This is a genomic window from Sulfuritalea hydrogenivorans sk43H, from assembly GCF_000828635.1.
Lineage (GTDB): Bacteria > Pseudomonadota > Gammaproteobacteria > Burkholderiales > Rhodocyclaceae > Sulfuritalea > Sulfuritalea hydrogenivorans.
The window spans coordinates 2,061,944-2,087,703 of the sequence record NZ_AP012547.1; the positions used below are offsets into that span (position 1 = coordinate 2,061,944).

Annotated in this window: 26 protein-coding genes; all 26 read right to left on the reverse strand. The window is 64.7% G+C overall.

All coding sequences use genetic code 11. From position 1 onward, the window contains the following. Positions 1 to 2 precede the first annotated feature (2 nt). The 26 genes from SUTH_RS10010 to SUTH_RS10135 all read right to left on the reverse strand — a co-directional run bounded on the left by SUTH_RS10010 (position 3) and on the right by SUTH_RS10135 (position 25,659). Complete coding sequence (locus SUTH_RS10010; RefSeq protein ID WP_041098979.1) at positions 3 to 1,448, reverse strand: nickel-dependent hydrogenase large subunit; 1,446 nt, start codon at positions 1,446 to 1,448, stop codon at positions 3 to 5. Next, complete coding sequence (locus SUTH_RS10015) at positions 1,445 to 2,437, reverse strand: NADH-quinone oxidoreductase subunit B family protein (RefSeq protein WP_041098981.1); 993 nt, start codon at positions 2,435 to 2,437, stop codon at positions 1,445 to 1,447. Before SUTH_RS10015 ends, SUTH_RS10010 begins: the two co-directional genes overlap by 4 nt. Further along, a complete protein-coding gene (locus SUTH_RS10020; RefSeq protein WP_041098983.1) occupies positions 2,434 to 3,876 on the reverse strand; it encodes a sigma-54-dependent transcriptional regulator in 1,443 nt (480 codons plus the stop codon). Before SUTH_RS10020 ends, SUTH_RS10015 begins: the two co-directional genes overlap by 4 nt. Before the next feature lie 190 nt (positions 3,877 to 4,066). Next, positions 4,067 to 5,812: a hydrogenase maturation protein gene (locus SUTH_RS10025; protein WP_041098985.1), complete on the reverse strand. Its 1,746-nt coding sequence runs from the start codon at positions 5,810 to 5,812 to the stop codon at positions 4,067 to 4,069. Positions 5,813 to 5,822: 10 nt separating this feature from the next. Beyond that, positions 5,823 to 6,887: a hydrogenase expression/formation protein HypE gene (gene hypE, locus SUTH_RS10030; RefSeq protein WP_041098987.1), complete on the reverse strand. Its 1,065-nt coding sequence runs from the start codon at positions 6,885 to 6,887 to the stop codon at positions 5,823 to 5,825. Beyond that, the gene (hypD, locus tag SUTH_RS10035) at positions 6,888 to 8,015 is read right to left on the reverse strand and encodes a hydrogenase formation protein HypD (RefSeq protein WP_041098989.1); all 1,128 of its coding nucleotides are present in this window, start codon (positions 8,013 to 8,015) and stop codon (positions 6,888 to 6,890) included. Continuing rightward, positions 8,012 to 8,257: a HypC/HybG/HupF family hydrogenase formation chaperone gene (locus tag SUTH_RS10040; RefSeq protein ID WP_041098991.1), complete on the reverse strand. Its 246-nt coding sequence runs from the start codon at positions 8,255 to 8,257 to the stop codon at positions 8,012 to 8,014. The genes hypD and SUTH_RS10040 overlap by 4 nt, the downstream gene beginning before the upstream one ends. Before the next feature lie 3 nt (positions 8,258 to 8,260). Beyond that, positions 8,261 to 9,412: a Kae1-like domain-containing protein gene (locus tag SUTH_RS10045; protein ID WP_052473517.1), complete on the reverse strand. Its 1,152-nt coding sequence runs from the start codon at positions 9,410 to 9,412 to the stop codon at positions 8,261 to 8,263. Beyond that, positions 9,409 to 10,287, reverse strand: coding sequence for a hydrogenase nickel incorporation protein HypB (gene hypB, locus SUTH_RS10050; RefSeq protein WP_041098993.1), 879 nt, complete (start codon positions 10,285 to 10,287; stop codon positions 9,409 to 9,411). The genes SUTH_RS10045 and hypB overlap by 4 nt, the downstream gene beginning before the upstream one ends. Positions 10,288 to 10,300: 13 nt before the next feature. Beyond that, on the reverse strand, positions 10,301 to 10,642 hold the full coding sequence (gene hypA / locus SUTH_RS10055) for a hydrogenase maturation nickel metallochaperone HypA (RefSeq protein WP_041098995.1): 342 nt from the start codon (positions 10,640 to 10,642) through the stop codon (positions 10,301 to 10,303). A 6-nt stretch (positions 10,643 to 10,648) separates the two neighbouring features. Next, entirely contained in the window at positions 10,649 to 11,044 is a 396-nt protein-coding gene (locus SUTH_RS10060) for a bacteriohemerythrin (protein WP_041098997.1), read from the reverse strand. 41 nt (positions 11,045 to 11,085) lie between these two features. Beyond that, the gene (gene hybE / locus SUTH_RS10065; protein WP_052473518.1) at positions 11,086 to 11,577 is read right to left on the reverse strand and encodes a [NiFe]-hydrogenase assembly chaperone HybE; all 492 of its coding nucleotides are present in this window, start codon (positions 11,575 to 11,577) and stop codon (positions 11,086 to 11,088) included. Next, positions 11,574 to 11,837 carry a HypC/HybG/HupF family hydrogenase formation chaperone gene (locus SUTH_RS10070; RefSeq protein ID WP_041098999.1) on the reverse strand — a complete coding sequence of 88 codons (264 nt, stop codon included), beginning with the start codon at positions 11,835 to 11,837 and terminating at the stop codon, positions 11,574 to 11,576. The genes hybE and SUTH_RS10070 overlap by 4 nt, the downstream gene beginning before the upstream one ends. Position 11,838: 1 nt before the next feature. Continuing rightward, a complete protein-coding gene (locus SUTH_RS10075) occupies positions 11,839 to 12,330 on the reverse strand; it encodes a HyaD/HybD family hydrogenase maturation endopeptidase (RefSeq protein WP_041099001.1) in 492 nt (163 codons plus the stop codon). A gap of 60 nt (positions 12,331 to 12,390) precedes the next feature. Then, entirely contained in the window at positions 12,391 to 14,097 is a 1,707-nt protein-coding gene (locus tag SUTH_RS10080) for a nickel-dependent hydrogenase large subunit (RefSeq protein ID WP_041099003.1), read from the reverse strand. Positions 14,098 to 14,117: 20 nt separating this feature from the next. Next, positions 14,118 to 15,278, reverse strand: a complete 1,161-nt coding sequence (gene hybB, locus SUTH_RS10085; RefSeq protein WP_052473519.1) for a Ni/Fe-hydrogenase cytochrome b subunit — start codon at positions 15,276 to 15,278, stop codon at positions 14,118 to 14,120. Positions 15,279 to 15,280: 2 nt separating this feature from the next. Then, positions 15,281 to 16,345 carry a hydrogenase 2 operon protein HybA gene (hybA, locus tag SUTH_RS10090; RefSeq protein ID WP_041099007.1) on the reverse strand — a complete coding sequence of 355 codons (1,065 nt, stop codon included), beginning with the start codon at positions 16,343 to 16,345 and terminating at the stop codon, positions 15,281 to 15,283. 2 nt (positions 16,346 to 16,347) lie between these two features. Further along, complete coding sequence (locus tag SUTH_RS10095; RefSeq protein ID WP_171817351.1) at positions 16,348 to 17,553, reverse strand: hydrogenase small subunit; 1,206 nt, start codon at positions 17,551 to 17,553, stop codon at positions 16,348 to 16,350. Positions 17,554 to 17,705: 152 nt separating this feature from the next. Next, on the reverse strand, positions 17,706 to 18,932 hold the full coding sequence (locus SUTH_RS10100; protein ID WP_041099009.1) for an MFS transporter: 1,227 nt from the start codon (positions 18,930 to 18,932) through the stop codon (positions 17,706 to 17,708). Continuing rightward, entirely contained in the window at positions 18,929 to 19,147 is a 219-nt protein-coding gene (locus SUTH_RS10105) for a chromate resistance protein ChrB domain-containing protein (protein ID WP_052473520.1), read from the reverse strand. Before SUTH_RS10105 ends, SUTH_RS10100 begins: the two co-directional genes overlap by 4 nt. A 50-nt stretch (positions 19,148 to 19,197) precedes the next feature. Beyond that, positions 19,198 to 20,541 (reverse strand): chromate efflux transporter, encoded by a 1,344-nt coding sequence (gene chrA / locus SUTH_RS10110; RefSeq protein ID WP_041099011.1) that lies wholly within the window; start codon positions 20,539 to 20,541, stop codon positions 19,198 to 19,200. After that, the gene (locus SUTH_RS10115) at positions 20,534 to 21,445 is read right to left on the reverse strand and encodes a chromate resistance protein ChrB domain-containing protein (protein ID WP_041099013.1); all 912 of its coding nucleotides are present in this window, start codon (positions 21,443 to 21,445) and stop codon (positions 20,534 to 20,536) included. The genes chrA and SUTH_RS10115 overlap by 8 nt, the downstream gene beginning before the upstream one ends. A gap of 69 nt (positions 21,446 to 21,514) precedes the next feature. Beyond that, positions 21,515 to 21,712: a hypothetical protein gene (locus SUTH_RS10120; protein WP_041099014.1), complete on the reverse strand. Its 198-nt coding sequence runs from the start codon at positions 21,710 to 21,712 to the stop codon at positions 21,515 to 21,517. A 6-nt stretch (positions 21,713 to 21,718) separates the two neighbouring features. Beyond that, positions 21,719 to 21,952 carry a VF530 family protein gene (locus SUTH_RS10125; RefSeq protein WP_041099015.1) on the reverse strand — a complete coding sequence of 78 codons (234 nt, stop codon included), beginning with the start codon at positions 21,950 to 21,952 and terminating at the stop codon, positions 21,719 to 21,721. A 25-nt stretch (positions 21,953 to 21,977) separates the two neighbouring features. Beyond that, positions 21,978 to 22,253: a hypothetical protein gene (locus SUTH_RS10130; RefSeq protein ID WP_148312908.1), complete on the reverse strand. Its 276-nt coding sequence runs from the start codon at positions 22,251 to 22,253 to the stop codon at positions 21,978 to 21,980. 46 nt (positions 22,254 to 22,299) lie between these two features. Continuing rightward, entirely contained in the window at positions 22,300 to 25,659 is a 3,360-nt protein-coding gene (locus SUTH_RS10135) for a DEAD/DEAH box helicase (protein ID WP_052473521.1), read from the reverse strand. Positions 25,660 to 25,760: the final 101 nt, after the last annotated feature.

A 25,760-nucleotide genomic window follows, 5' to 3' on the forward strand; every position in this document is an offset into this window, starting at 1 on the left:
GATCAATGTACCGTACACACCATGCATGGATCGAAGCTGCGCACGACATGGTGGATTGCCGCCGGCAGTGTTTCGGTGTCGCTGGCCGGCAAGCCCGCCAGTGCCTGTTCCAGCGCTCCGGGTTGTCCTTGCGCATCGCGGGGCGAGAAGTTCCATGTGGTTGGCGCAATGATCTGGTAATTGTGGATGCGTCCGCGCCGCACGGTGATCCAGTGGCCGAGCGATCCGCGCGCCGCCTCGACGAGGCCGACACCGGAGGTTTCGTCGGCGGGCTGCGCACTGATGCACCAGGGTTCGCCGGGGGCCAGTTGGTTCAGCCAGCGCTCCATCGCCGGCAGCACCAGCGACAGCTCCAGCAGGCGCGCCACGACGCGCGCGGCGACGCTGCCGCCGCAGCCCCCGATCATGTCGCGCGCCAGCGGGTGCCCCGCCACGACCTGACGCGCCAGCGCGCCGGTTTCCACCACTTGCCCGGCCAGGCGCGGCGCCTTGCACCACGAGTAGGCGCCGTCCTTTTCTTCCACCGGCAGCGTGCTGCCTGCCGCGGGATGCTGCGGCAGGCCGGCGGCGGCGTACCACGCATGACTGATGTCTTCCTGAATCGCCGCGACGTCGAATGCCTCCGCGGCGCCGTGCCACAGCCCGGCCGGGAACAGCCGCCGGTCCTCTTCCTGATAGCAACCGTAACTCATGAAGCGGTCCGTGCCGCGGCCGAGATGCCACAGGTCGATGTCGTCGGCGATGGCGAGAAATGTCCGCAGGTCGCCGCCGCCGGCGCCTGTGCGGTAGGCCTCGAGTTGCGCGCGGCTGGTGATCGCGGCGACATCTTCCAGCCTGGCGCCGAAAGTTACGGTTTCGAGGAACTGGCGAAATTCACGCAGCGTCCGGTGCAGGCGGAAGATTTCCGAACTTTGCAGCGGTCGCGTCGAGCCACCCGGCTGCACCGCCAGCGTGTGCGGCCATTTTCCCGCCAGCAGGCCCATCATTTGCATGAAGCGCGCCCGCGCCGGCAGGATCTGGTTCGGCGCGCTACCGGTCGTGGCGCGAAAGCGTTCGGCAATCGTTGCATGCCACGGGCGTGTCGCATAGTCGGCATGAGCGAAGTCGGGCATGAAGAACAGGTAGAAATGCGTCAGATGATCAGCCATGTTTTCCGCGGCCAGCGTCAGGTTGGCCGCCAGCCGACCGTTGGGCGGCGGCGCTATCCCGGCCGCATCGGCCAGGGCCAGCGCGGATGCCGCCGACTGCGCCACCGAACAGATGCCGCAAATGCGCGGAACCAGAACCAGCGCATCGGCCGGCACCTTGCCTTGCAGTATCTGCTCGAAGCCGCGATACAGCGGCGAATTGACGTAGGCCGCTGCAATCCTGCCGCGCTCTATCTCGAGCGTGATTTCAAGGTCGCCTTCGACGCGATTGAAGGGGCCGACAACGCGCCGGGTACTCATCGCTTGGTCCGCTTGACCGAAGGCGCGCGCAGCAGGTGGTCGGAGTGCGCGTTCTCACGCACCCGCGTCGGCGTCGCCGACTTCGACAACGCCGCCAGCGCGATGAACCAGGCCTTCGGCATGTCGGAGGGCAAGCCGATGGGAATGCCGGCGACCTTCGGCGTGCTCTCGAAGGGATGCCCGGGTTCCTCGAAACCGGGTTCGGTGCAGCGGATGCAGGCGTAACCGCCCCGCAGGCAGGAGCCTTCGCCGTTCCACAGGCGCTGGTTGCAATCGGCATGGGCCTGGGTGCCGCCGCAGCCGAGATGCTCCATCAGGCAGCCCTGGTCCGACGATTTCTCGGCGCTGGCCTTGAATTCGTAATACTCGTTGCGCGGGCAGCCGTGATGCACCAGCTGGTCGGCGAAAAATCGCGGCCGCCCGAAATCGTCGAGATGCTCGGCCCGCAGCCGGCCATGCGCCAGCATGGCGAGGGTTTCGGTAATCCAGTCGGGATGGGGCGGACAGCCGGCCACGTTGATCACGGGCAAGCCGCCATGATCGCGGAAGTCGGGGCCGAGCAGGCCACCCGCCGCCTCGCCGTCATATTGCAGGCCGCAGGCATCTGTCGGGTTGATGCCCGCCGCCGTGATGCCGCCCCAGGAGGAACAGCTGCCTATGGCGACCACGTGCCGCGCGCGCGAGGCGATCTGCCGCACCCACTCGATCATCGGCTGCGCCCCGCCGCCGAAACGGTGAAATCCGCCCGTGCCGCGCGGCCCGCGCAGCAACGAGCCTTCGATGCACAGCACGTCGACCGCAACGCGGCCGTCGGCGCATTGCTCGATGAGCGCCCGGGCCTCATCAACGCCCGCCTCGGAAACGCTCGGATGCCAGAGCAATTCGATGCCTTCATCCTTCAACTCGTGAAACAGGGAGCCATGCCCGCTGCCCAGCCACGACAGGGTGCAACCGCCGCAACCGCCTGACTGGAGCCAGAGCAGGTTCACGATTCGCCACCGAGGCCGAGGCGCGCAAGCTTCATGCGCAGGCCGACGCGGGTCAGGCCGAGTTCCTCGGCGACGCGCGTCTTGTTGCCGTTGTGGCGCAACAGCGCCGCGTTGATCACTTGCGCCTCGACCTGGTCGAGCAGTTCCTTCAATGTCGCGCCTTCCGGGTCAAAGGCTGGCGACGCGGTATTGAGCAAGGTCCCCGACTGGCGCACGCCCGACGAAAAAAGCCCGGCACCGAGTTCGTCGCCATCGCCCAGCGCCAGTGCGCGCAATACCTCGTTCTGCAGTTCGCGCACATTGCCCGGCCAGCGATGGGCCACCAGGCATTTCATGGCTTCGGCGGTAAATCGCCGTCCCGCCAACGCCGACTTCTTGAACATGTCGGCGACGATCAGCGGGATGTCCTGCGGCCGTTCGCGCAGGGCCGGCATATGGAATGTGATGCCGGCGATGCGGTAATACAGGTCCTGGCGGAAGCGTCCGCTGGCGACGTCGGCTTCGAGGTTGCGATTGGTCGCGGCAATGATGCGCACATCGACCGGTACCGAACGCGGGCTGCCCACGGGGCGCACCTCGCCTTCCTGCAGCGCGCGCAGCAGCTTGACCTGGAAGGCCGGCGAGGTGTCGCCGATCTCGTCGAGGAACAGCGTGCCGCCGTCAGCCTGCTGGAACAGCCCGATGCGGTCTTCATGCGCACCGGTGAAGGCACCGCGCTTGTGGCCGAAGAGTTCGGCTTCGAGCAGGGTATCCGGCATGGCGCCGCAGTTCTCGACGACGAAAGGCCGATCGGCGCGTTCGCTGGTGTAGTGGATCGCGCGCGCCAGCAGTTCCTTGCCGGTGCCGGATTCGCCGGTGACCAGCACCGACAGTTCGTGCCCGGCGATCTTCTGCGCCAGCGCGCAGATTCCGTTCAGCGGGCTGTCGGCGGCGCGGGTCAGGCGGTCGAAGCCGGACCGTGCGCACACCTTGCCGCGTCGGCTGGCGACGCGCTGCACCAGCTGCTCGGGGCTGTCGCGCAGCTCCAGCGACAGGCGCTGGTTCTCCTGTTGCAGGCGCCACAGCTCGCCGGCGCTTTTCAGGGTCAGCAAGAGCTGATCCGGATGCCAGGGCTTCAGCAGGTACTGCCAGATGCCGGCGTCATTGATGCCGGAAATGATGTCCTCGGCCTCGGTGTAGCCGGAAAGGATCAGCCGGACGGTCTCGGGCCACTGGCTGCGCACGCGGCGCAGGAATTCGACGCCCGAGGTGCCCGGCATGCGCTGGTCGGACACCACGATATGCACGAATTCGCGGCCCATGATGGCCTCGCCTTCGTCGGCGGAAGGTGCGGTGAACACCGTGAAATCTTCTTCCAGCGTGCGGCGCAGGGTTTCCAGCGAGCGCAGTTCGTCGTCGACCACCAGCACCGTCAATGGCGCGCGAGGCCGGGCATTCATGCCGGACACGCTTCCGCCGGGCCGCCCCAAGGGAGCGTGCAACCAACAGCATGGAAGCCGCGAAGCGGCTGAACCGTAATCACCCCTTTCCATGGGGCGTAGGCGGGGTTTCGCGGAGCACTGCTCCGCGCCGCCGCAGCCGGTCGGCTGTGCAAAGCCGACCGTGGGGCAGGGGTTGGGGGATAGGCGCTCATGTTTTCCAGCCGAGGTCGCGATGACGCGCCAGATGGCGCGGCGTCCAGGAAGCCAGCGACTTGACGACGAAATGAAAACGCGCGACATGGTAACTGGGGTCGAAGCCGTAGAAGTTGCGTCGCATCTGCGCCAGTTCCCCGGCGCGGTACTCGGCCAGCGGCCTGGCTGCCTCGTCGCGTTCGCGCGCCGCCCGCTTGTCCTCAAGCCGTACTGCAAAGTCCGGCGCGGCGGCGATTTCGGCGGCGCGCCGGGCGACATCGACGCGCCAGGTGTCGCGGCTGCCGGCCAGCGCGGCGTCGGCAAAACCGGTCTCGACCGCACGCTGCGCCGTCAGCGGCAGGCGGTCACGCATGATGCGGCGCGCGCCCTCCTCGCCGACCCGGCGCGGCAGCAGGTAGGTCCAGTATTCCGAGCCGTAGAGGTTGCCCATGTTCTTGTAGTGCGGGTTGAGTATCGCTCCGTCGCGCACCCACATCAGGTCGGCCGCGCGCGCCAGGAAACAGCCGCCGGCGCCGGTGTTGCCGCCCACCGCCGCGACCGTGATCTGGTCGCGATTCTCGATCAGGTCCAGCGCCAGGTCGTCGATGGCATTGATGTTACGCCAGGATTCGTCGGCGGGCGATTCCGCCTTCTCGATGACGTTGAGGTGGATGCCGTTGGACCAGAAATCCTCGCCGCCCATCAGCACCAGCACTTTCGTCGGGCGTGTCCGGGCCCAGGTCAGCGCCTCGCGCAGCCGCTCGCACTGGCGCGAGGACATGGCGCCGTTGTAGAACTCGAAGTGGAGAAAACCCACGCCGTCGAATTCCTCGTAGGCGATGTCCTGCCAAGTCGGCGCCGGCAGCTTCCACCAGCCCGACAGCGGCGAGTCGGGCAGCGTCGCGCTTTCGGCGGCAAAGGCCAGCGTTACCGGCAATTTGACAAAGTCGGCGCTGGCGAGACGGCGTTCGACGTCGATGTTGTGCACCGAGATCGGCGCTTCGCCCTGACGAATCCGGCGCACATGGCCGATCCATACCGCGCCGTCGGTCGTCGCACGCAGCAACGCGTTCTCGCGGCGGGCGAGCAACGCGCCGGGCGTGCCGGTCAGCGTGGCTTCCGGCCAGGCATCAAATAATCGGCAAGGCTGGCCGAACAGTTCGTCCTCGACGCCGGGGAAGCCGTCGGCGGCGCGCAGCTTGTCCAGCACCGTGGCGGTGTCGTCGCGCTGCCAGTCGATGCGCCGGTCGGCCCCCTTCATCAGCGGCCGCCATGCGCCCTGCGCCGGGCGTTGCGGCACGAAATCGCCCGCCGCATAGCGGGCTACCGCCTGCAACACGGCTTGCGCCGCGCCATCGGTGACTTCGTTGCGATACAGGCTGGCCTTGGTCGCGGGTCGCATGGCGAATTCCGCGTGTGCCCACACCGGTCCGGCATCCATTTCCGCCTCGGCCTGCAAGACCGTGACGCCCCACGTCGGCGTTCGCGTGTGAATCGCCCAGTCCAGCGCCGACGGCCCGCGGTCGCCGACGATGCCGGGATGGACGACGAGGCAGACGTGATTGCGCCAAACGGATTCCGGAATCGCGCGGCGCAGGTAGGGACAGACGATGAGGTCGGGGCGGAACAGCGCGACGGCTTCCTCGGCCACGCTGTCGGCGATGTCGAACTCGATCGACAACTCGTGTCCCTGCCGCGTCAGGTCGGCCCACAAGCGCTGCGTCAGGCTGTTGAAGGCGTGGGTCAGGAGCAGGATGCGCATCGACTCGCCATCAACATATTCTTGGAAGCTGGTCGCCGGCCAGCCAATCGACGATGCGCTTGCCGCCGAAAGCCGTGGTGAGCTGGACGAAGTGATGATCGTCGACGATGACCTCGCCGATCCGCGACGCCTCGCGTCCCAGCGGATGGGCGCGCATCGCGGCCAGCAGCCGATCGGCATCGGCCGGTGCACATATCGCGATCAGCTTGCCTTCGTTGGCAACGTAGAGCGGATCGAGGCCGAGGAATTCGCAGGCGGCGGAAACCACCGGCTTTACCGGAATCGCCTTTTCGTGAAGCATGACGCCGACGCCGGACTGGCCGGCGATTTCGTTCAGCGTCGCGGCGAGACCACCGCGCGTCGGGTCGCGCAGGCAGCGCAAGTCGGCGCCGGTGGCCAGCATGGCGGCAATCAGGCCGTTCAGGGCCACGGTATCGGACTCGATCGGCGCGTCGAAGGACAGGTTCTCGCGCTTGCTCATGATGGCCACGCCGTGGTCGCCCATCGAGCCGGAAATGATCACCGCATCGCCCGGCCGCGCCCTCGCTCCGCCGAGTTCGAGGCCGTCGGGCAGGATGCCGACACCCGTGGTGGTGATGAAGACGCCGTCGCCCTTGCCGCGCTCGACCACCTTGGTGTCGCCCGTCACCACCGGCACGCCGGCCTCTGCCGCCGCATGCGCCATGGATTCAACGATGCGCGCCAGGTCGGCCAGCGGAAAGCCTTCCTCAAGCACGAAGCCGGCGGCGAGATAGAGCGGCGTTGCCCCCATCACGGCGACGTCATTGACCGTGCCATGCACCGACAGGCAGCCGATGTCGCCGCCGGGAAAGAACAGCGGCGAGACGACATGGCAGTCGGTGGACATCACCAGGCGCCCGGCACGCCCCTCAAGAGTCGGCGCTGGCAACACGGCGCCATCGTTGCCCTGCCCCAGGTATTCGTTGCCCAGATGCTTCGCGAACAGTTCGGAAATCAACTGCACCATGGAACGTCCGCCGGAACCGTGCGTCAGGTCGACGCGCCCGTGCTTCAGGTCCAGCGGGCGCACATAGCCCCTTTTTGCTTCACTCATTCAATGCATATCCTTGTAACGTCCATAGCTGTAGTGCGCGGCGCAGGCGCCTTCCGAACTCACCATGCAGGAACCGATCGGATTCTCCGGCGTGCATACCGTGCCGAACAGCTTGCAGTCCTGCGGCTTCTTCACGCCGCGCAGGATCGCGCCGCATTCGCAGGCCTTGTTGTCGGGCACCGAACGGTAGTCCAGCTTGAACTTGCGTTCGGCATCGAACGCCGCGTACTGCCTGCGGATTTTCAGCGCCGAATAGGGCACCACCGACAGCCCGCGCCACTCGAATTCGCGACGCAGTTCGAACACTTCGGCGACGCGGTCCTGCGCCTTCAGGTTGCCATCGCGACTCACCGCTCTTGAAAACTCGTTCTCGACCTCGGCGCGGCCTTCATTAACCTGGCGCACCAGCATCAGGATGGCCTGCATCACGTCGAGCGGCTCGAAGCCGGCGATGACGACAGGCTTGCGGTACTCCTCGGCAAAAAATTCGTAGGGCCGGCTGCCGATCACCGTGGACACGTGCGCCGGGCCAATGAAGCCGTCGAGCGGGACCGTGCCCCACTGCCGCACTTCCGGCGATTCGAGGATGTTGCTGATCGCCGACGGCGTCAGCACATGGCAGCAGATCACGCTGAAATTCGAAAGATTCTCCTTGTCCGCCTGCTGGATGGCAACGGCGGTCGGCGGCGTGGTGGTCTCGAAGCCGATGGCAAAGAACACCACTTCGCGCTGAGGATTGTCGCGCGCGATCTGCAACGCATCGAGGGTCGAATACACCATGCGGATGTCGCCGCCCCGCGCTTTCGCCTTCATCAGCGACAAGCCGTCGGAGGCCGGAATGCGCAGCGTGTCGCCGTAGGTGCACAGGATCACGCCATGGTTCAGCGCCAGATCGATCGCCATATCGACGCGGCCGATCGGCAGCACGCAGACCGGACAGCCGGGACCATGCACCATGCGCACGGCAGGCGGCAGCAGGTCGGACAGGCCGTAGCGCGAAATGGCGTGCGTATGACCGCCGCAGAATTCCATGAAGCTGTAACTGCGGCCGGGCTGTACTTCGGCACCTATGCTCAACGCGAGATTTTTCGCCAGTTCGCCATCGCGGAATTCGTCGATGTATTTCACGAGGCCGCGGTTCCCTCGACGGTTCCCGCCTCGTTCAGTTCGGCAAACAGGGCGAGCGTCCTTTCGGCCTCTTCGGGATCGAGCTTGGTCAGCGCGTAGCCGACGTGCAGGATCACGTAATCGCCGACATTCACATCGGACAGCAGGGCCAGCGATATTTCTTTCTTGACGCCGCCCAGATCGACAATCGCCGTGTCGCCAGCGCCGACTTCCACTACCTTCACCGGTATTGCGAGGCACATGATTCAGCTTTCCAGAAGATGCATCGCGACCCAAGCCTGACCCAGCGAGATCGCCGTGTCGCCGGGCAGCAACCGCCTGGGCAGCAGCAATTCGAGACCTGTCGCGGGGATTTTCTCGACCAGCGCAGAACGCAGCAATTTGTTGAAGAAGCAGCCGCCCCCACAAGCCAGACGACCAATGCCGTGCTCCTCGGCCGCTCGCATGACCCAGTGCATCAGCGCCGCCACCAGCGTGGAATGGAACAGCGCCGCGCCGTAGCCGGTGTCCGGCTCGGAGGACAAGGCATCGAGGAGCGGCAGCAGATCGAGCTGGCCGTGCTCGTCGATATGCCAACCGCCCTCGAACGGCGCAGGCCAGCCATGGGTTTCGATATGGGTCGTCGCGTTCTGCTCCAGCGCGATGGCGGCCTGCGCTTCGAATTCCATGCGCGGGCAAATTCCGAGCAGACCGGCCGCGGCGTCGAACACCCGCCCCATGCTGGACGTGCGCGGACTGTTCAAGCCCTTGGTCAGCATCGCCGCGACGATGTCGGCGCCCGACTGATCGGCAAAACGCGAGGCAATCTCGTCGCCGCGTCCCAGGTCAAACAGGACGGCTGCCGCCATGCGCCAGGGATCGCGCGCGGCACGGTCGCCGCCGGGCAAGGCCAGCGGACGCAAATGGCCAACGCGCTCGAAATGCGCGCCATCGACCTTCAGTAGTTCTCCGCCCCACGCCTTGCCATCCGTGCCGAGGCCGACGCCATCCAGCGCCAGGCCCAGCATGGGTCCGTCAAGGCCATGCTCGGCGGCAATCGCGGCGATGTGGGCATGATGGTGCTGCACGCCGATGGCCTCGACGCCGAGCTCCGCCGCCAGTTGCACGGCGAAGCGGGTCGAGTGCAAATCCGGATGCAGGTCGTGGGCAATCGCCACCGGCTTTTTGCCCATCGCGGCCAGTGCCTGCAGCAGTTCGCGCGCCGTCGCCTCATGGGCCAGACAGGCTTCCGCCTGGAACAGGTCGCCGACCGTATGCGACACCCAGGCCTGACGGCCCTGCGCCAGGCATACCGTGTTCTTGAACCATGCCCCCATGGACAGCACCGGCGGCGCGGAACGGCTTAGTTCAAGCTGATGCTCGACGCAAGCCGGAGCGGTGTTGGTTGAAACGCTCATTGTGCCGAGCGCGCTCCTGCCGCACCGCGTGCTATCCACGCCAGCCAGTCTTCCATGCCCTGCCCCGAGGTGGCCGAGACTTCGATGACTTCGATGCCCGGATTCACCCGGCGCGCGAACTCGATGGCCTTCGGCACGCTGAACGTCAGGTGCGGCAGCAGATCGCACTTGTTCATCAGCATCAGCTTCGCGGCGCGGAACATGTCGGGATACTTGATCGGCTTGTCCTCGCCTTCGGTGACGGAGAGGATCACCACCTTGTGCGCCTCGCCCAGGTCGAAGGCCGCCGGGCAGACCAGGTTGCCGACGTTCTCGATCATCAGCAGCGAATCCTCGGGCAGCTCGAGCTTGCCCATGGCATGACCGACCATGTGCGCGTCGAGATGGCAGCCCTTGCCGGTGTTGATCTGAATTGCCGGCGCGCCGGTGGCGCGGATGCGTTCGGCATCCTGGCTGGTCTGCTGGTCGCCCTCGATCACCGCCACGCGCTGGCGGCCCTTGAGCATCTCGATGGTCTTGCATAGCAGCGTGGTCTTGCCCGAACCGGGGCTGGACACCAGGTTCAGCGTGAAAATGCCGCGCTCCGCCAGGCGCTGCCGGTTTTCGGCGGCATAGGCGTTGTTCTTGGCCAGGATGTCCTGCTCGATCTGCACCATGCGCTTGGTGCCGAGTCCCGGCGCATGGGAATGCGCGGGGGCATAGCGGTGGCTGTGCTGGTGGGCATGGTCGTGGGTGTGCTCGTGGGTTTCGCCCGCGGCATGGTCATGGTCGTGGCTGTGCGTGGTGCCGTCGGCATGCACATGATCGTGCTCATGATGGGCATGTTCTCCGTCTATCTTCACTTCGCCGGTGCCGCAACCGCACGTGGTGCACATTGATTCACTCCTTCTAGGATACTTCCAGTTCCTTGACCCGCATTTCTGTACCGCCGGTCACCTGCATCTGATGACTGCCGCACTCCGGGCATTCGCCAAAAACCTCGACCATCGGCACCGTCTTCGAGCACTGCATGCACCAGCCGGTGCCGGGCAGCGCAATGATTTCAAGGCGCGCGCCGTCGGCGATGCTGTCGCGCGTCACGGCATCGAAACAGAATTTCATGGCCTCGACCTCGACACCGGAAAGCTGGCCGATTTCCAGCCAGACCGTGGTGACTTTGGCGAAATCCTGCTGGCGCGCCGCGTCCTCGATAAGTTGCAGCACACCTTCGGCGAGCGACATTTCGTGCATGCGGACTCACAAACCGTTGCGCACATAGTCGGCAAAACGCCTGTCGCGCGTATCGATGTGATTGGTGACAAAGTTCAGCGCTTCCGCCGCCTTGCCCGACACCAACGCCGAATTGCCCGCTGCATGGTCGGTGGCGATGTCGTGCAGGACGTCCAGCATGTGAATATGGTCATCGACGTGATCTTCGTAGTCGTCGTAGCTCTTCAGTCGCATCAGCAGCTCTTCGGACATGAAATGCGCCTCGCTGTAGGCGATCAACTGCCCCAGGATTTCACCCACGGCAGCTGCGTCGCGGTGTTCTGCAGCGGCGCTGCACAGAGCCTGCAACAGACCAAGTTGAACCTCATGCTCGCGATCCGTGTCCGCATTCGACGTACGGTTGAAGTCCGCGATAGTCGACATGTCAGCTCCTTTTTTCTGCGAGAACGTCAGAGAGCCAAAGCTTATCGCAAAGCGAGAAAGCGGCGGCGTGAAAGTGAGGGCGAATCCGTTGATTTTTCCTTCGTGGACGGGGCCGCCTGGGCTTGCGGGTCCGTCAGCAGGGCAATCATCGAGGCTCGCGCCGTCATCGTAGCCTCCGACTGGGTTGAGAATTTTCCCATTGGTGAAAACAATGGACAACTCTGGTACTCGCCGAGTTCCGCTTCCTCGCTGCCGAGGAAGGCGAAATCCCCGGCCGGAAACCTGATGAAGCGCCGCTTGTTTTCGCCGACGGAAACCCAGTTTTCGCTGCTGCCGGGCACCAGCAGCATGCTCATGCACCAGGGCGTGACCACGATCCCCAGCCAATGCCCCTGCCAGCGCTGGAAATCGACCGCTTCCACGGAAAGTGCGGGATTGAGAATCGGCACATCGGCCATCTGCTCCCGCTGGATGCGGAAGAACGCCTGCTCGACCGCGTCGGCAGGGCTGCCGTCGTGGATGCGGAAATTCATGCCGCCTCGGAGCCGTCGCCCCAACTGCGGGCATCACCCCCCTGCGACATCAACTCTTCCATCAATGCCAGCGCCTCTTCGGCGCGGTCGGCTTCGACCCGTTCGAATGCGAAGCCGCCGGCCTGGATCAGCAGGTAATCGCCGACCGCAATGTCTTCGGTCAACAGCAGCAGGCTGACCTCGCGCGTTTGTCCGAAGCATTCCGTCACCGCAGTGCCATCACGCACTTCGACGACGCGGGAGGGGGCGGCGAGGCACATGTCAGACGGCCTGCGCCGTCAAGGGTTCGAGTACATAGCCGCGCGCAGCAAGTTCAGCCGCCGCCATGGCGGCCAGCACCGGCACCTTCTCGGCGACCGTCGGCGTCATTTCCATGCCCAGCTCCAGCGAAATCAGTTCGACGCCGAGCACGATGATTTCCTTGGGCATGGTGTCGAGCAGTTCGAGGCTGGCCAGCACATCGGGCAGTGCGATCTGGTGCGGCGAGAGTTTGCTGCGAAAGAACACCGGAATCTCGTCGCCGGCGATCTTCACCACCGTGCCCGGTGCGGCGCCGGTCTTGACCACGTCGAGGACGATGAGGAAATCCAGGTTGGAGAGATCCTCGATCATTTCCATGCCGGAAGTGCCGCCGTCGATGGCAAGTACATTTTCCGGCAGCTTCCAGCGCTGCTCCAGCGCCTCGACCGCGCGCACGCCGGCGGCCTCGTCGGTGAGGATGGTGTTGCCGATGCCGAGAACGACTGCACGCATGAATGGGTACCAGTAAAAGACGAGGGCCGGCACCCGCCGGCCCTCTTATGTTACGCGCGGTCAGACCGCCTTGACAGTAATCGCGGTGTCGCTGTCCTTGTCCGTCAGATGAATGGCGCAAGCGATGCACGGGTCGAAGGAGTGGATGGTGCGCAGCACTTCCAGCGGCTTCTCGGCGTCGGCGATCGGGGTATCGACCAGCGACGACTCGTAGGGCCCCGGTTCGTCCTTGTCGTTGCGCGGGCAAGCGTTCCAGGTCGAGGGCACCACGCACTGGTAGTTCTTGATTTTGCCGTTGTCGATCACCACCCAGTGCGACAGCGCGCCACGCGGCGCCTCGTGGAAGCCCATTCCCATCACTTCGTCCTTGGGGAATACCGGCTTGTTGAAGGTCGTCAGGTCGCCCTTGGCCATGTTGCCGAGCAACGAACTCCATTGTCCGGCCAGCATGTCCATATTGACGCAGCAGGAGATGGCGCGCGCGGCATGGCGGCCGATGGTCGAATGCATCGCATCCAGCCCGACCTTGGTCTTGGCCAGCGCTGATACGGTATCCAGCGCAGCGGTGGCGTACTTGGTGGTCGGTGCGTGGCCGGCGGCGAGGCCGTTGATGACGCGGGCCAGCGGGCCGACCTGCGCCACCTTGCCGTAGAAGGTCGGCGACTTGAGCCAAGAGTATTTGGCATCGTCCTTGAAGTCGGTGTAGTTCGGCACCGTCTGGCCCTTGTAGGGATGCAGCGGGCCGGCCTTGTCGTAGTTGTACCAGGAATGCTTGACCGACTCTTCGACGCCCTTGATCCAGTACTCGTCATTGAAGGTCTTGATCTGCTTCTGGCCGCCGAGATTGCCGGCCTCCACAAAGCCTCCGGGAAAGCCGAACTGCGTGCCCTTGGTGTCGAGCGGAATGTCCGGCACCGACAGGTAATTGGTGATGCCGCGGCCCACCTTGGTCCAGTCGGCGTAGAAGGCGCCGACCGCAGCCACGTCGATCAGGTAGACATTCTTGACGAAGTCATCCAGTTCGTCGATGAAACCCTTGATCGCCATCAGGCGCTCGACGGTCAGCACCGCCTGCGAGTCGGTCGCCAGCGGGTTGGCGACGCCGCCGACGGCGACGTTCTGGATGTGCGGGGTCTTGGCCCCCAGAATCGAAACGATCTTGTTGGCCTTGCGCTGCACTTCCAGTGCCTGCAGGTAGTGCGCCACGGCCAGCAGGTTCACTTCTGGCGAAAGTTTCATCGCCGGATGACCCCAGTAGCCGTTGGTGAAGATGCCCAACTGTCCGCCATTGACGAAATGCTTCAGACGCGCATGCACGCGACGCATTTCGTGCTTGCTGTTGAGGTGCCACGAAGACAGGCTCTCGCCCAGGATCGCGGTCTTGTCCGGATCGGCCTTCAGCGCGGAGGTGACATCGACCCAGTCGAGCGCCGACAGGTGGTAGAAATGCACGATGAAGTCATGCACCGAGTGCGCCAGGATGATCAGGTTGCGGATGTACTGGGCGTTGAGCGGAATCTCCATCTTCAGCGCGTTTTCCACGGCCCGCACCGAGGTGATGGCATGCACGGTGGTGCACACGCCGCAGATGCGCTGGGTGATGGCCCAGGCGTCGCGCGGATCGCGGCCGAGCAGGATCAGTTCAACACCGCGCCACATCTGGCCTGAGGACCAGGCCTTCTTGACGCGGCCGCCATCCACATCGACGTCGATACGCAGGTGGCCTTCGATACGGGTGATTGGGTCAATTGTTATGCGCTTGGACATTTTCTGTCTCCATCCTTGTCTTAGTGAGCGGCCTGCACATCTTCCCGGGGCAATACCGGGAAGCGACGGGTGATGATGATGTAACCGAGAATTTCGACTGCGAACATGCCCGCCGTCACGAGGACCTCGGCCAGGGTCGGAAAATACGTGAAGCCGTCACCGGTTTCATAACCGATCAGGAACCCGTTCAACCGCAGCAGCGCACCTCCGAGCATGAGCAGGACTCCGGCAAGGAACAGCCTGGCCGGATTGCGGCGGTTGCTCTCGGCACCGATCAGGATCAGCGGAGCGATGAAACAGGCCATTTCCAGCCAGAACATCAGCGCTTCGACCGAGGGCACGAAAGCCTTGGGCAATACGCCGCGAACCAGCAAATCGCCAAGCCGAAGCACGAGGTACACCGCAAGGAAGCCCAGCATGATCTTCGCCATCGGCGTCAGCATGTGCATTTCGATCTTGCGGCGATAGGCCGAGGATGCCACGCAGGTTTCGAACAGAACCACCGCATAGCCCATCGTGATCGCCGTCAGCAGATACAGGGCCGGCAGCAGCGGGGTCTGCCACAGCGGGTGAATCTGCACGCCCATCACCACCAGCAAGGTGCCCAGCGAGGACTGGTGCATCATCGGCAGCACGGTGCCCAGGGCGATGATGAAGAACATCGCCTTGTTGAGCTTCTTCTTGGCGTCATGCTTGCCCATCTGTTCCAGGAAAGTCGGCGAGAACTCGATCCACATCACGACGATGTAGAGCGTGATGCACACCGCCACCTCGAACATCACCGAGTTCGGGTTGATCGATCCTGGCCAGAACATGTTCCACACGTTCCACCAGCGACCGAGGTCGAAGATCACCCCGGCACCGGCCAGCGTGTAGCCGAACAGGCTCGCCAGCAAGGCCGGCCGCACCAATGGGTGATATTCGCCCTTGTTGAAGATGTAGACCAGCATCGCCACCGAGAAACCGCCGCAGGCAAAGGCCGAGCCGATGACGACATCGACCACCACCCAGATGCCCCACGGATAGCCATCGTTGAGGCCGGTCACGGCACCGAGTCCGAACAGGAAGCGCACCACGAGGATGGCCACCATCAGCGCGATGAGCACGCCGCAACTCAGCGTCACGGCATTGATCAGGCTGCCGCCGACCGGCGCGGGCGCCGCATGTTGATTGTTGGCCATGATCAGATCCCCTCCTTGTCGGACTTGTCTGACGTCTGGTCGTCAGGCTTGACGTTACGCTTGGCGACGTAAGTCATTGCGCCCAGCACGGCGAACGGCATGATCAGGTTGCCGTAGAGCGTGTGCTGGATGGTTTCGGACATGGCCGCCGCCGCATCCGGCGGCAGGTCAGGCATGCCGACCTTCTGGAAATTGACGCCGGAGAGCTTGAGTACCTGCGTGCCGCCGTACTCCTTCTCGCCATACACATGCTGAAGGTACTTGCCGGCGGGCGTCTCGTAGCTCTGGTCGGGTTCATTGCGCCAGCCGGCACGCTTCATTTCACCCTTGCCGTCCGGCTTGCCCTGCAGCATCTTCTCCTGCGCGTGGCGCAAACGACCGCGCGGGAAGCGATTGAGTTCGCCCGGCTTCATCGCCAGGCGGCGCTTGGCCTCGGCCAGCAGATCCTCGGTGCGGCCGAACAGCGTCGCGCCCGTCGGACAGACTTCGGCACAGGCCGAATAATGGCCATCCTTGTGGCGATGGCGACACAGTTCGCACTTGCCGATGCGGCCGGTGGGCGAGTCGTACTGGTACTTCGGAATGCCGAAGGGACAGGCCGCGACGCAGTAGCGGCAGCCGATGCACTTGTCGGCGTTGTAGCCGACGACACCGGTGACCGGGTCCTTGGTCATCGCCGACACCGGACAGGCCGAGACGCAGGACGGATCGCCGCAGTGCATGCAGGAGGTCTTCATGAACGCATAGCCGTTCGTCTCCTGATCCTTCGCATCCATGGTGCCGTTGCGATACATCTTGATCAGGTTGAAGGTATAGCCGGAGGTATCCAGCGGCGTATCCCACAGATGATCGACCGTGGAAAACTCCGGTGGATTGTTGTTGGCCTCCTTGCAGGCGGCGACGCAGGCCTTGCAGCCGACGCAGAGCGTCGCGTCGTAAAGCAGGCCGAGCGCCTCAGGCGGCCGTGGTCTGGTTTCCCTGGCCAGCGCCGGTGCGGCCGCGACGCATGCCGTGACCGCCGCCCCGCTCGCGAGGACACCCTTGAGAAAGTCTCGCCGGGTGTTCATGATTACACCCCGGCCTTGTCAGCTGACGGTTTGCCGGCGTCCTTGGCGCGCTCGGCTTCCTCGGCCGCATGGGAAAGGCCGAGGTTGCGCGTCAGCATGATCGCCGCGCCCGCCGCCGCGCCCGCCACTGCCGCCACAGCCGCCGCGGAGGCGAAGGAAGCCGCCTTGCCCTGCTCCTCGACGATGCGCGGATATTGCAGCGGCGGCGTCACGTTGAGCATCTTGGCGACCTGGTGGATCGGCTTCTGGAAGCCCACGCCCTTTTCAGTGCAGCCGATGCAGGGATGGCCGCAACCGACCGGCCAGTTATTTTCACCAGCGTCGCCGAAGCCCAGGGTCGAGCAATTGGCATAGGTCTCGGGGCCCTTGCAGCCGAGCTTGTACAGACAGTAGCCCTGGCGATGGCCGGCATCGCCGAATTCCATCGCGAAACGCCCGGCATCGAAGTGGGCGCGGCGCTCGCAGTTCTCGTGGATCAGGCGCGAATAGGCAAACTTGGGACGGCCCAGCTTGTCGACTTCGGGCAGCTTGCCGAAGGTCAGGAAATGCACCACGGTGGCAAGGAAGTTGTAGGGGTTGGGCGGGCAGCCGGGGATTGTCGGCACCACCCTGCCCAGAATCTCGGAAACGCCGACGGAACCGGTCGGGCTGGAGTCGGCGCCGGAGATCGAGGGAATCGTCGAGGGCATGCCGCCCCAGGAGGCACAGGAGCCGATGGCGATCACCGCCGCCGCATCCGCCGCGCATTCCTTGACCAGGTCGATCGCGGTATGGCCGCCGATCTTGCAGTAGATGCCGTTGTTCTTGGTCGGTATCGCGCCTTCGACGACCAGCACGTACTTGCCCTTGTTCGCCTTCATGGCGTCCTTGCGGGCGGCTTCGGCCTGGTGTCCGGCGGCGGCCATCAGCGTCTCGTGGTAATCGAGGGAGATGACATCAAGAATCAGCTTTTCCAATGTCGGATGTTCGGCACGCAGCAGCGACTCGGAACAGCCCGTGCATTCCTGGAAATGCAGCCAGATCACCGAAGGCCGCTTGGCCGACTCGATCGCCTTGGCCACCGCCGCCTCGGCGCCGCTGGGCAGACCCATGGTCACGGCCAGCGTGGCGCAGAACTGCAAAAATTCACGCCGCGGCATTTCGAGGCGTTGTTCGACGTCTTGCAGCGTCTTGCGATCGGTATCGAAAATATCGTTCATGTTGCCCATGTCTGCTATCCCCCTCCAAGAGCCAGGCCGCGTCCGGACCTGATACTGGTAGGGGTACTGCAAGACCTGAGCCACCTTTAGATGTTTCCGTCCTCCACTATTAATTCAGCCACTTGTGAAGGTTTGATTTCCACCTAAAGCATTTGATTCGATTACCTGGTTTCCACATCACTAACCACCCGATCTTCGGGCTGCAGTCTGAAGGCACGCCACAAGGCAAGGTCATAGGCGATCTTGAGGCAGCCGCAGGCTACCAGCGGAGCGGCCAGCCAACCCGCAGCCAACAGCGCCCCGCCCAATGTCGGACTGAGCGCCGCAGCCAGACTGCGCGGCACGGCTGTAAAGCTCGCCGCTGCTGCCCGCTCGGACGGCGTCACCACCGCCATGACATAGGCCGAGCGTGTCGGCACGTCCATTTGCGACAGCGCCGAACGCAGCAACAACAGTCCCACGGCAATAGGCAAACCGGGAGCAAGGGCCGCGAGAATCAGGAACAGGCTGGACGGAATGTGAGTGAACACCATGGTATTGAGCAAGCCGATGCGCTTGGCCATCCACGGCGCAGCCAGTTGCGACACGGCACCCAACAGGCTGGTCCCGAAAAACAGCAAGCCGACCGACGCCGGCGAAAGCCCGAAGCGCTCGAACAGCCACAAGGCGAGCAGCGAATTCACCACCAGCCCGCCGGCAAATGCATCGACCGAAAACAAGGCGGCGAGTTTGACCACGGTGCCACGCGAAGGCCCCAGCGGTGTCGGCACCACGGCTTGTTCCCTCACCGGCTCTTGCGGCAGGCGTGCGTACAGCAGCCAGAGAAGCGCGCCAACGCCGGCGTAGCCAAGGAACATGCCGCGCAGCGCTGTCAGGCGATCGATGCCCTGCTCCGCCAAGGCGTCCGGGACGGCGGCAGCCAGTGCGCCCAAGGCCGCACAGAGCGCGCCAGTGAGGCTATAACGGGCAAACAGCCGGGTGCGGGCATCGCCTTCCGCCGCGTGGGACAGGCGGGAATGCTCCAGCGGCAGAAACACGCTGACATCGCCGGAGCTGGGATTCAGGGTGCCGACAAAGGCCACCAGCAGCAGCGGCCAGAACGCCGACAAACCGGCAAAGCCCAGCCCGGTGGCCGCCATCAGCAGCGCCGCGGCCAGCAGCAGGAAACGCGGCGCCGCGTGATGCCCCCAGGCGCCGACCGCCAGCGTGGCCAGCGCCGAACCGAGCAAGGTGGCAGTGCTCAAGAGACCGACTTGCCACGTGGCATGGCCCAATGCAAGCAGGTAGGCCGGCAGCAGCACCGCGACATAGCCATCGACAAAGGCGCGCAGGCCGCGCCCGATCAACAGGGCACGAACTTCTCGGGCTACGCCAGCGGGGAGCGTCATTTCAGACCCAGCCAGCGCCCGGCCTTTTTCAGCGGTCTATCGGCGCACGACGCATAGAGTGCGCCGTAGATGACCATGCCCTGCCTGAGCATCTCGTGGTCATCGCTGAAGTTGAGCGACAGCCCCGTCGATACGGCAAGCAATCCGGCGGCCTCGGGTGCGAGTTCGGACCGGCCGGTGTCTGCCGCACGCACGATCAGCCAGGGGGCAGGCAATGCGGTCGATCTTCGGACGCTCGCGCGTGATCCATTTCATCGGGGCTTTCTTAGCGGATGAAGGACAATACCAGCCCAAGGGCGGCGCAGGCGCCGATCATCTTCATGATGTCGACCTTGTATTTCCACAGCGCGATGAAGGCGGCGATGGCGATGACCATCTGCAGCGACTCGAAGGGGCCGCCAAAGGGCATGGCCTTGCTGCCCTTCGGCCAGAAGGTGTGCCAGGCGAAGAACACGGCGAGGTTCAGGATCACGCCCACCACCGCCGCGGTGATGGCGGTCAGCGGCGCGGTGAACTTTAGCTCGCCGCGTGTCGCCTCGACCAGGGGGCCGCCGGCGATGATGAACCAGAAACTCGGCAGGAAGGTGAAGAAAGTTGCCACCGCCGCACCGGCCAGTCCTGCGGTGATGGGGTCGCCCAGCACGGACTTGGTCACGCCACCCATGTAGCCAACCCAGGTGACGATCATGATCAGCGGCCCCGGCGTGGTTTCACCGAGCGCCAGGCCATCCATCATCTGCGGGCCGGTGAGCCAGCCGAAATGCTCCACCGCACCCTGGTAGACATAGGGCAGCACGGCGTAGGCGCCCCCGATGGTGAGGAAGGCCGCACCGATGAAGAACTCGCCCATCTTGAAGAGGTCAGTTGATCCGCGCAGGACCAGCAGCGAGGCGACGCCGATCACGAGGAACACCAGGGTCGTGGCGGCGAGCTTGCCCGAAGAGAATTTCGCGTGCGCCGGTGGCGGCGTGTCGTCGTCGATGATCGCCGGGCCGTAGGTCGCGTTGCTGGCGCCATGGCCGCCGCCGCCCTTGAACTTCGCCGGCATCAACTTGCCGCCGAGGGCGCCCAGAATGGCGGCCGCCAGCACGATCCACGGAAAATCGATGTCGAAGAAGAAGATGCCGATGAAAGCCAGTGCGGCGATGCCGAACAATATCCCGTTCTTGATCGACCTGGAGCCAATGCGCCAGGCGGCGAACAGCACCACCGCGACCACCGCCGGCTTCATGGCGTAAAAAACGCCCTGCATCGCCGGCACGTCGCCGTAGGAAAGATAGATGCCGGCGAGCACAGACAGCAGCACGAAAGCCGGCAGGAAGAACAGCACGCCGGCCATGATCGCGCCCTTGACGCCATGCATCAGCCAGCTGATGTAGATGGCGAGCTGGATCGCCTCCGGGCCCGGCAGCAGCATGCAGTAGTTGAGCGCATGCAGGTAGCGGTGTTCGGAGATCCAGCGGCGGCGTTCGACCAGTTCCTGATGCATCATCGCAATCTGCCCGGCCGGACCGCCGAAACTGATGAAGCCGAGTTTCAGCCAGTACTTGAAGGCCTCGCCGGGAGTCGGCGTTGGCGGTACGGCGATCGGCATGGCGGTATCACTCATCGGGGCGTTCCTGCTGGAAATTTTTGTAGAGATTGTCGAAGAGGCGGTTCGCCTCGGTCAGCAACTTGTCGTCATCCGGCGCGGCGGCCCGTGCACCCGCCAGCACCGCTTCGACGCCCGCCGCCTCGGCCACCGCGACGCCGCCGACGTCGAGGCAATGAACGATGGCGGCGATGCGGGTAAGCGCCGGATCGCCGTCAAGCCCGAAACTTGCCGCCAGCACTTCGAAAGTGACGCGACCGTCCATGTGGGTGAAGGCCGCGCCGTCGAAGTCGAAGCCGAGCGCCGACTTCGGGCACTTCTTCGGACTGTCGAGCCAGAGGAATTTTGCCTTGCGATCGATGAAGCGGCGAATCAGCCAGGCCGATCCCATGCGATCGACCCAGAGATTTTTTCGCGTCGCCCAGGTTCGTCCCTGAAAGTCGGCGCTGGCGAGACGGCGAATGCGGCCGGATGCCGCCGATGGCTCGCCGTCGGCCGCCGCTTCAAGCTCGGCCAGCGCGGCCTCGGCCTGCCGCCGGGCCTCGCCGGGAAAATAATCGATGGCAACGAGGGCGGTCAGTTCCCGGCGCAGCCCGCGCAAGGCCTTGGCATCCCCCGCGTCGGCAGCCGCGATTGCCGCCAGCAGCCGCGCATAGTCGGGAGCACGATCGAACAGCGCGACGATTTCCGCCTGCTGCCGCTCGTCGCGCCCGCCGAGGCGGTACAAATCGACCGTGCCCTCCGTCGCGCGAACGTCGTCGGCGATTTGCGCCAGCGCCGCGGCATGTTCCGGCGACTCGGGCAGCAAATACACCCCATCGCGCAAGGTCGCGCAGCCCAGGGCGCGCAGCGCGCGCCAGACGCGCATGCGACCGGCGGATTGCCGCGTCGGCAGGCTGACAAACAGGGCAAGGAAGTCCATGGCTGTGTTGCATCGCTACAATGATGTAGCAACTATAACACTCACATTAACCTTATAACAACACCCTGGCTACTTGTACTTCTTGGACACCGCCTTCGCGTCCCGGTGCGCGCGCTCCAGGGTGCAGATCGACGGATCGTCATCGTGGCCGCTGAAGAAATCGTCGGCCTGGGCGCGCATCACCATCTGGATCGCGGCCTCATCGCTGCTGCCGTACTTTTCGGTGATGAGGGTGGTGACTTCGTCAAGGTGCTCTTCGTAGGTCATGTCGAATCAAACCGTTTCCCGTGGTTGCCGCATCGCGGAAACATACAGCGCCTCGACCCGCTCCCGCGCCCAGGGCGTGCGGCGCAGGAACTTGAGGCTGGAGGCGATGCTCGGCTCATGCGTAAAGCAGCGGATGTCGATCTCCCGCGCCAGGCCTTCCCAGCCATGGCGGGCCACCAGCTCCTTGAGGATCGCGTCGAGGGAGATGCCGTGCAGTGGATTATTGGGCTGGGTCTTCATGCCGGATGCGGCGGCAAGCGCTTCATCAATGCCCGTGCTTCGGCTTGGCTTTGGCCGCCGCAGCGACCGGGGCAGCGGCCTCGGGATAGCGGATCACCTCGATCTGCTCTTCGGCTTCAAGCCAGAATTCGCCGTGGGGTCCTTTGGTGTTGCCTGTAATCAGCAGGATCAGACCGTCCTCCTGCCGCACTTCGGTGACGGTTTCCCAGGCGAAGGTGGGATGGGCGTTGCTGCCGGTACCGTTGTAGATGTGGTCGTTCACCCGCACCTCGGACGCCGCTACGTAAATCCTGTTGGTCATGACCGCCTCCCCCTGTCGCTGTACGTTTTACAGGCAGCGTAACACTTCAGGCCAGTGGTTCGAACAGCACGTCGAGATCGCCGGCGGTGAGTAGATGGCCGCCGCCCTCGCCAGCGGAACCACCCTGCTTCATCAACTGGTCTGCCAGCCCGCGCTTGCGGTTTTGCAGGGCGAGGATTTTTTCTTCGACCGTGCCCTGCGTCATCAGCTTGTAGACGAACACCGGCTTGTCCTGGCCGATGCGGTGGGCGCGCGCCGTGGCCTGCTCTTCCACCGCCGGATTCCACCACGGATCGTAATGGATCACCGTATCGGCCGCGGTCAGGTTGAGGCCGGTACCGCCGGCCTTGAGGCTGATCAGGAACAGCGGCACGCGGCCTTCCTGGAAATCCTTGATCGGCGTTTCGCGGTCGCGGGTCTGGCCGGTGAGTTTCGAATAGGCGATGCCGCGCTTTTCGAGTTCGGCTTCGATCAGCCCCAGCATCGAAGTGAATTGCGAGAACAGCAGCACCTTGCGGCCTTCGTCGAGCAATTCATCGAGCATTTCCAGCAGGGTCGCCAGCTTCGCCGAATGGGCGTGGCCCTTTTTCACCAGCGCCTCGGCGGCCGGCAGCTTGACCAGCCGCGGGTCGCAGCAGATCTGCCGCAATTTCAGCAGCGCGTCGAAAATCATGATCTGGCTGCGGCCGACGCCCTGTTCGGTCAGCGCAATGCGCAGCTTGCGGTCGAAGGCCACGCGCAGCGATTCGTAGAGGTCGCGCTGGCCGCCTTCGATCTCCACCCAGCGCACCATCTCGGTACGCGGCGGCAGGTCTTTCAGAACCTGCTCCTTGGTCCGGCGCAACAGGAAGGGGCGCACGCGTTCGGCGAGGCGGACGCGCATCTCGTCGTCGCCGAGCTTTTCGATCGGGGTGCGGAACACCTGGGTAAAGCGCTTGGCGTTGCCGAGCAGCCCGGGCATCAGGAAATCAAACTGCGCCCAGAGTTCACCGAGATGGTTTTCCAGCGGCGTGCCGGTCAGCGACAGGCGATGACGGGCGTTGAGCTTGCGCGCCACCTGGTGCGATTGCGCCTTGGGGTTCTTGATGAATTGCGCCTCGTCCATCACCAGCAGGTGCCAGTCCTGCGCCAGCAGGGTGTCGCGGTCGCGCACCAGCAGCGGGTAGGTGGTCAGCACCAGGTCGGCCTGTGCGATCTGGTCGAACTGCTGGGCGCGATCCTTGCCATGCAGGATCAGCACCTTGAGGCCGGGCGCGAACTGCGCCGCCTCGTCGCGCCAGTTGGCCATCAGGCTGGTGGTGGCCACCACCAGGCTGGGCCGGTCGGCGCGGCCGGAGGTCTTTTCCAGATGCAGGTGGGCCAGGGTCTGAACCGTCTTGCCCAGGCCCATGTCGTCGGCAAGTATCCCGGCCAGGCCGTATTCGCGCAGGAATTGGAGCCAGTCGAGGCCGATCTGCTGATAGGGCCGCAGCATCGCGGTGAACCCCGGCGCCGGCACGCAATGGGCCATGCCCGAGAAGTCGCGCAGGCGCCGGCCCAGCGCCCGCAATTCCTCGCCGCCGATCCAGTGCGTCGGCAGGTCGTCGAGTCCGGCCAGGGCGGCGGCATGGTGGCGCGACAGGCGCGGCCGGTCTTCGTCGAGGAATTCGAGCAGCGGCAGCAGCCAGGCCTTGAGGCGGCCCGCCGGCACCGGCAGGATGCGGCGCGCATCGAGCGCCACGGGGAATGTCTGGTGGTCTTCGAGGCCGCGCACCACGCCGAGCAGATCCGGCTGCTCGCGCAACAGGCGCAGCAACGGCGGCACCAGGCTCAGGCGTTCGCCGTCGACCGTCACGCCCAGATCGAGATCGAACCAGTCGCTGCCGACGGCTTCCTCGACTGCGACGAACCAGTCTTCCGCCTGCGCGACGCAATAGGGGAAATCCTCGGCGAACACGACCGGGATCTCGCGCCGTTCCAGTTCGGGCACCGCTTCATTGAGGAAGGATAGCCAGCCCACGGCGTCGTTCTGCACCGGCATCAGGCCATCCTCGGTACCCTCGATCCGCTGATAGTTGCCCAGGCTGCGCTGCCAGTGTTCCAGCCCGCAGGAGCGCAGCAGTTGCCAGACCTCGCGTTCCGCATCCAGATCGCGTTGCAGCGTCCGCCACTGCCCGCCGACCCGCTGCCGCATGAAAGCGGAAGGCTGCTCGACGCCGACCACGGTCGGCCCCTGCGGATAGTCGAAATACAGCACCGCCAGCGCAAGGTCGTCATGCAGGCGATTCATGCCCTGATGGCGGAAGCGCCCCCGGGTCAGCAGCAGGCGCGCCGCGGGCTTGCCGGCGGCAACGGCCTCCGGCGCATCGGGCAAGGGCAGTGCAAGTTGCTGAACCCGGGCCAGCTCGGTCAAGCGCTGGCGCACCAGGGGCGCATCGGCTTCATTCAGCGGCGGCGCCGTCATCAATTGCTGCAGCAGGTGCGCGGACAAGCCGGACTCCAGTTCGCCGACTGTCCGGGCCGCCGTATCCAGATAGAACGGCGGCCAGGTCGGGATCATCTGCAAGGCTGCCGGCAGGTCGAAAGTCAACTGCTGCAAGCCGGCCGGTGTGTGCGTCCACAGCAGATTCAACGGCCGCGGCAAACCCGGCTCCAGCGGCAACTCCACGAGTTCATCGAGATACAGCCTTCCCGTGCGCAACGCCAGGCGCAGCAGCAGGGCCCCGGTCTCGCCACCCAGTTCGACGGACTCATTGTAGAAATACCCGCCACCGGTCTGCAGCGCCAGAAACAGGCGCAGGGGCGCAATATCCTCGTCGAGGATGAAATCGCGATGGCTGCGTGCGCTGCCCAGATCGTAGGGTTGCGGGCGATAGACGGCCGGCTTGCCGAAGCCGCCCTTCTTCAAGGGACGGCTTTTGCCCAGGCTGAGGCTGGGCGGGCTGCCGGGCTGCAGCAGATAGACCACGCGCGCCTGGGAAGTTTTTCCCGGGACTTTCCGCGCCGTCGGCGGATCGAGAGTGCCCAGCCACTCGATTGTCGCCACGCTGGGTTCGGGGAATTCACCGTCCTGCCGCGATGCATGGCCTGTTCCGACAAAGTCGCCGATGTCCGACGTCTGTCCCAGGCTCAGCAGCACCGCCACCACGTGCTTGCAGTTCTCCCGCAGGGGGCACATGCACGAGTTGTCGACATCGACGATAGTCCCCTCGGGGCTCAATTCGAGCCAGAGATCGACTTCATAGGGATTCGCGAGCGTCCCCTGCACTTCGGCTTCGACATGGATTTCGCCCGGCGCCCGTTTCACGCGCTTCATCCGGACGCGGCGCTCTCCGGCATACGCCTTGCCGCGCTGCAGCGTCGCGCCGCCAAACCGCCCGGCAAAATCGCCCAGGGCGGCGCTGTTGAACAAAGGATTTGCGGCCATGCAGAATGGGCTGAAGCAGTCAGGGGGGGCAACGACCTTAGCACATACTGCCCGGCCTGTCCGTTCCGGCAGTACTCCTGAATTGCCGACATGGCCTTTGC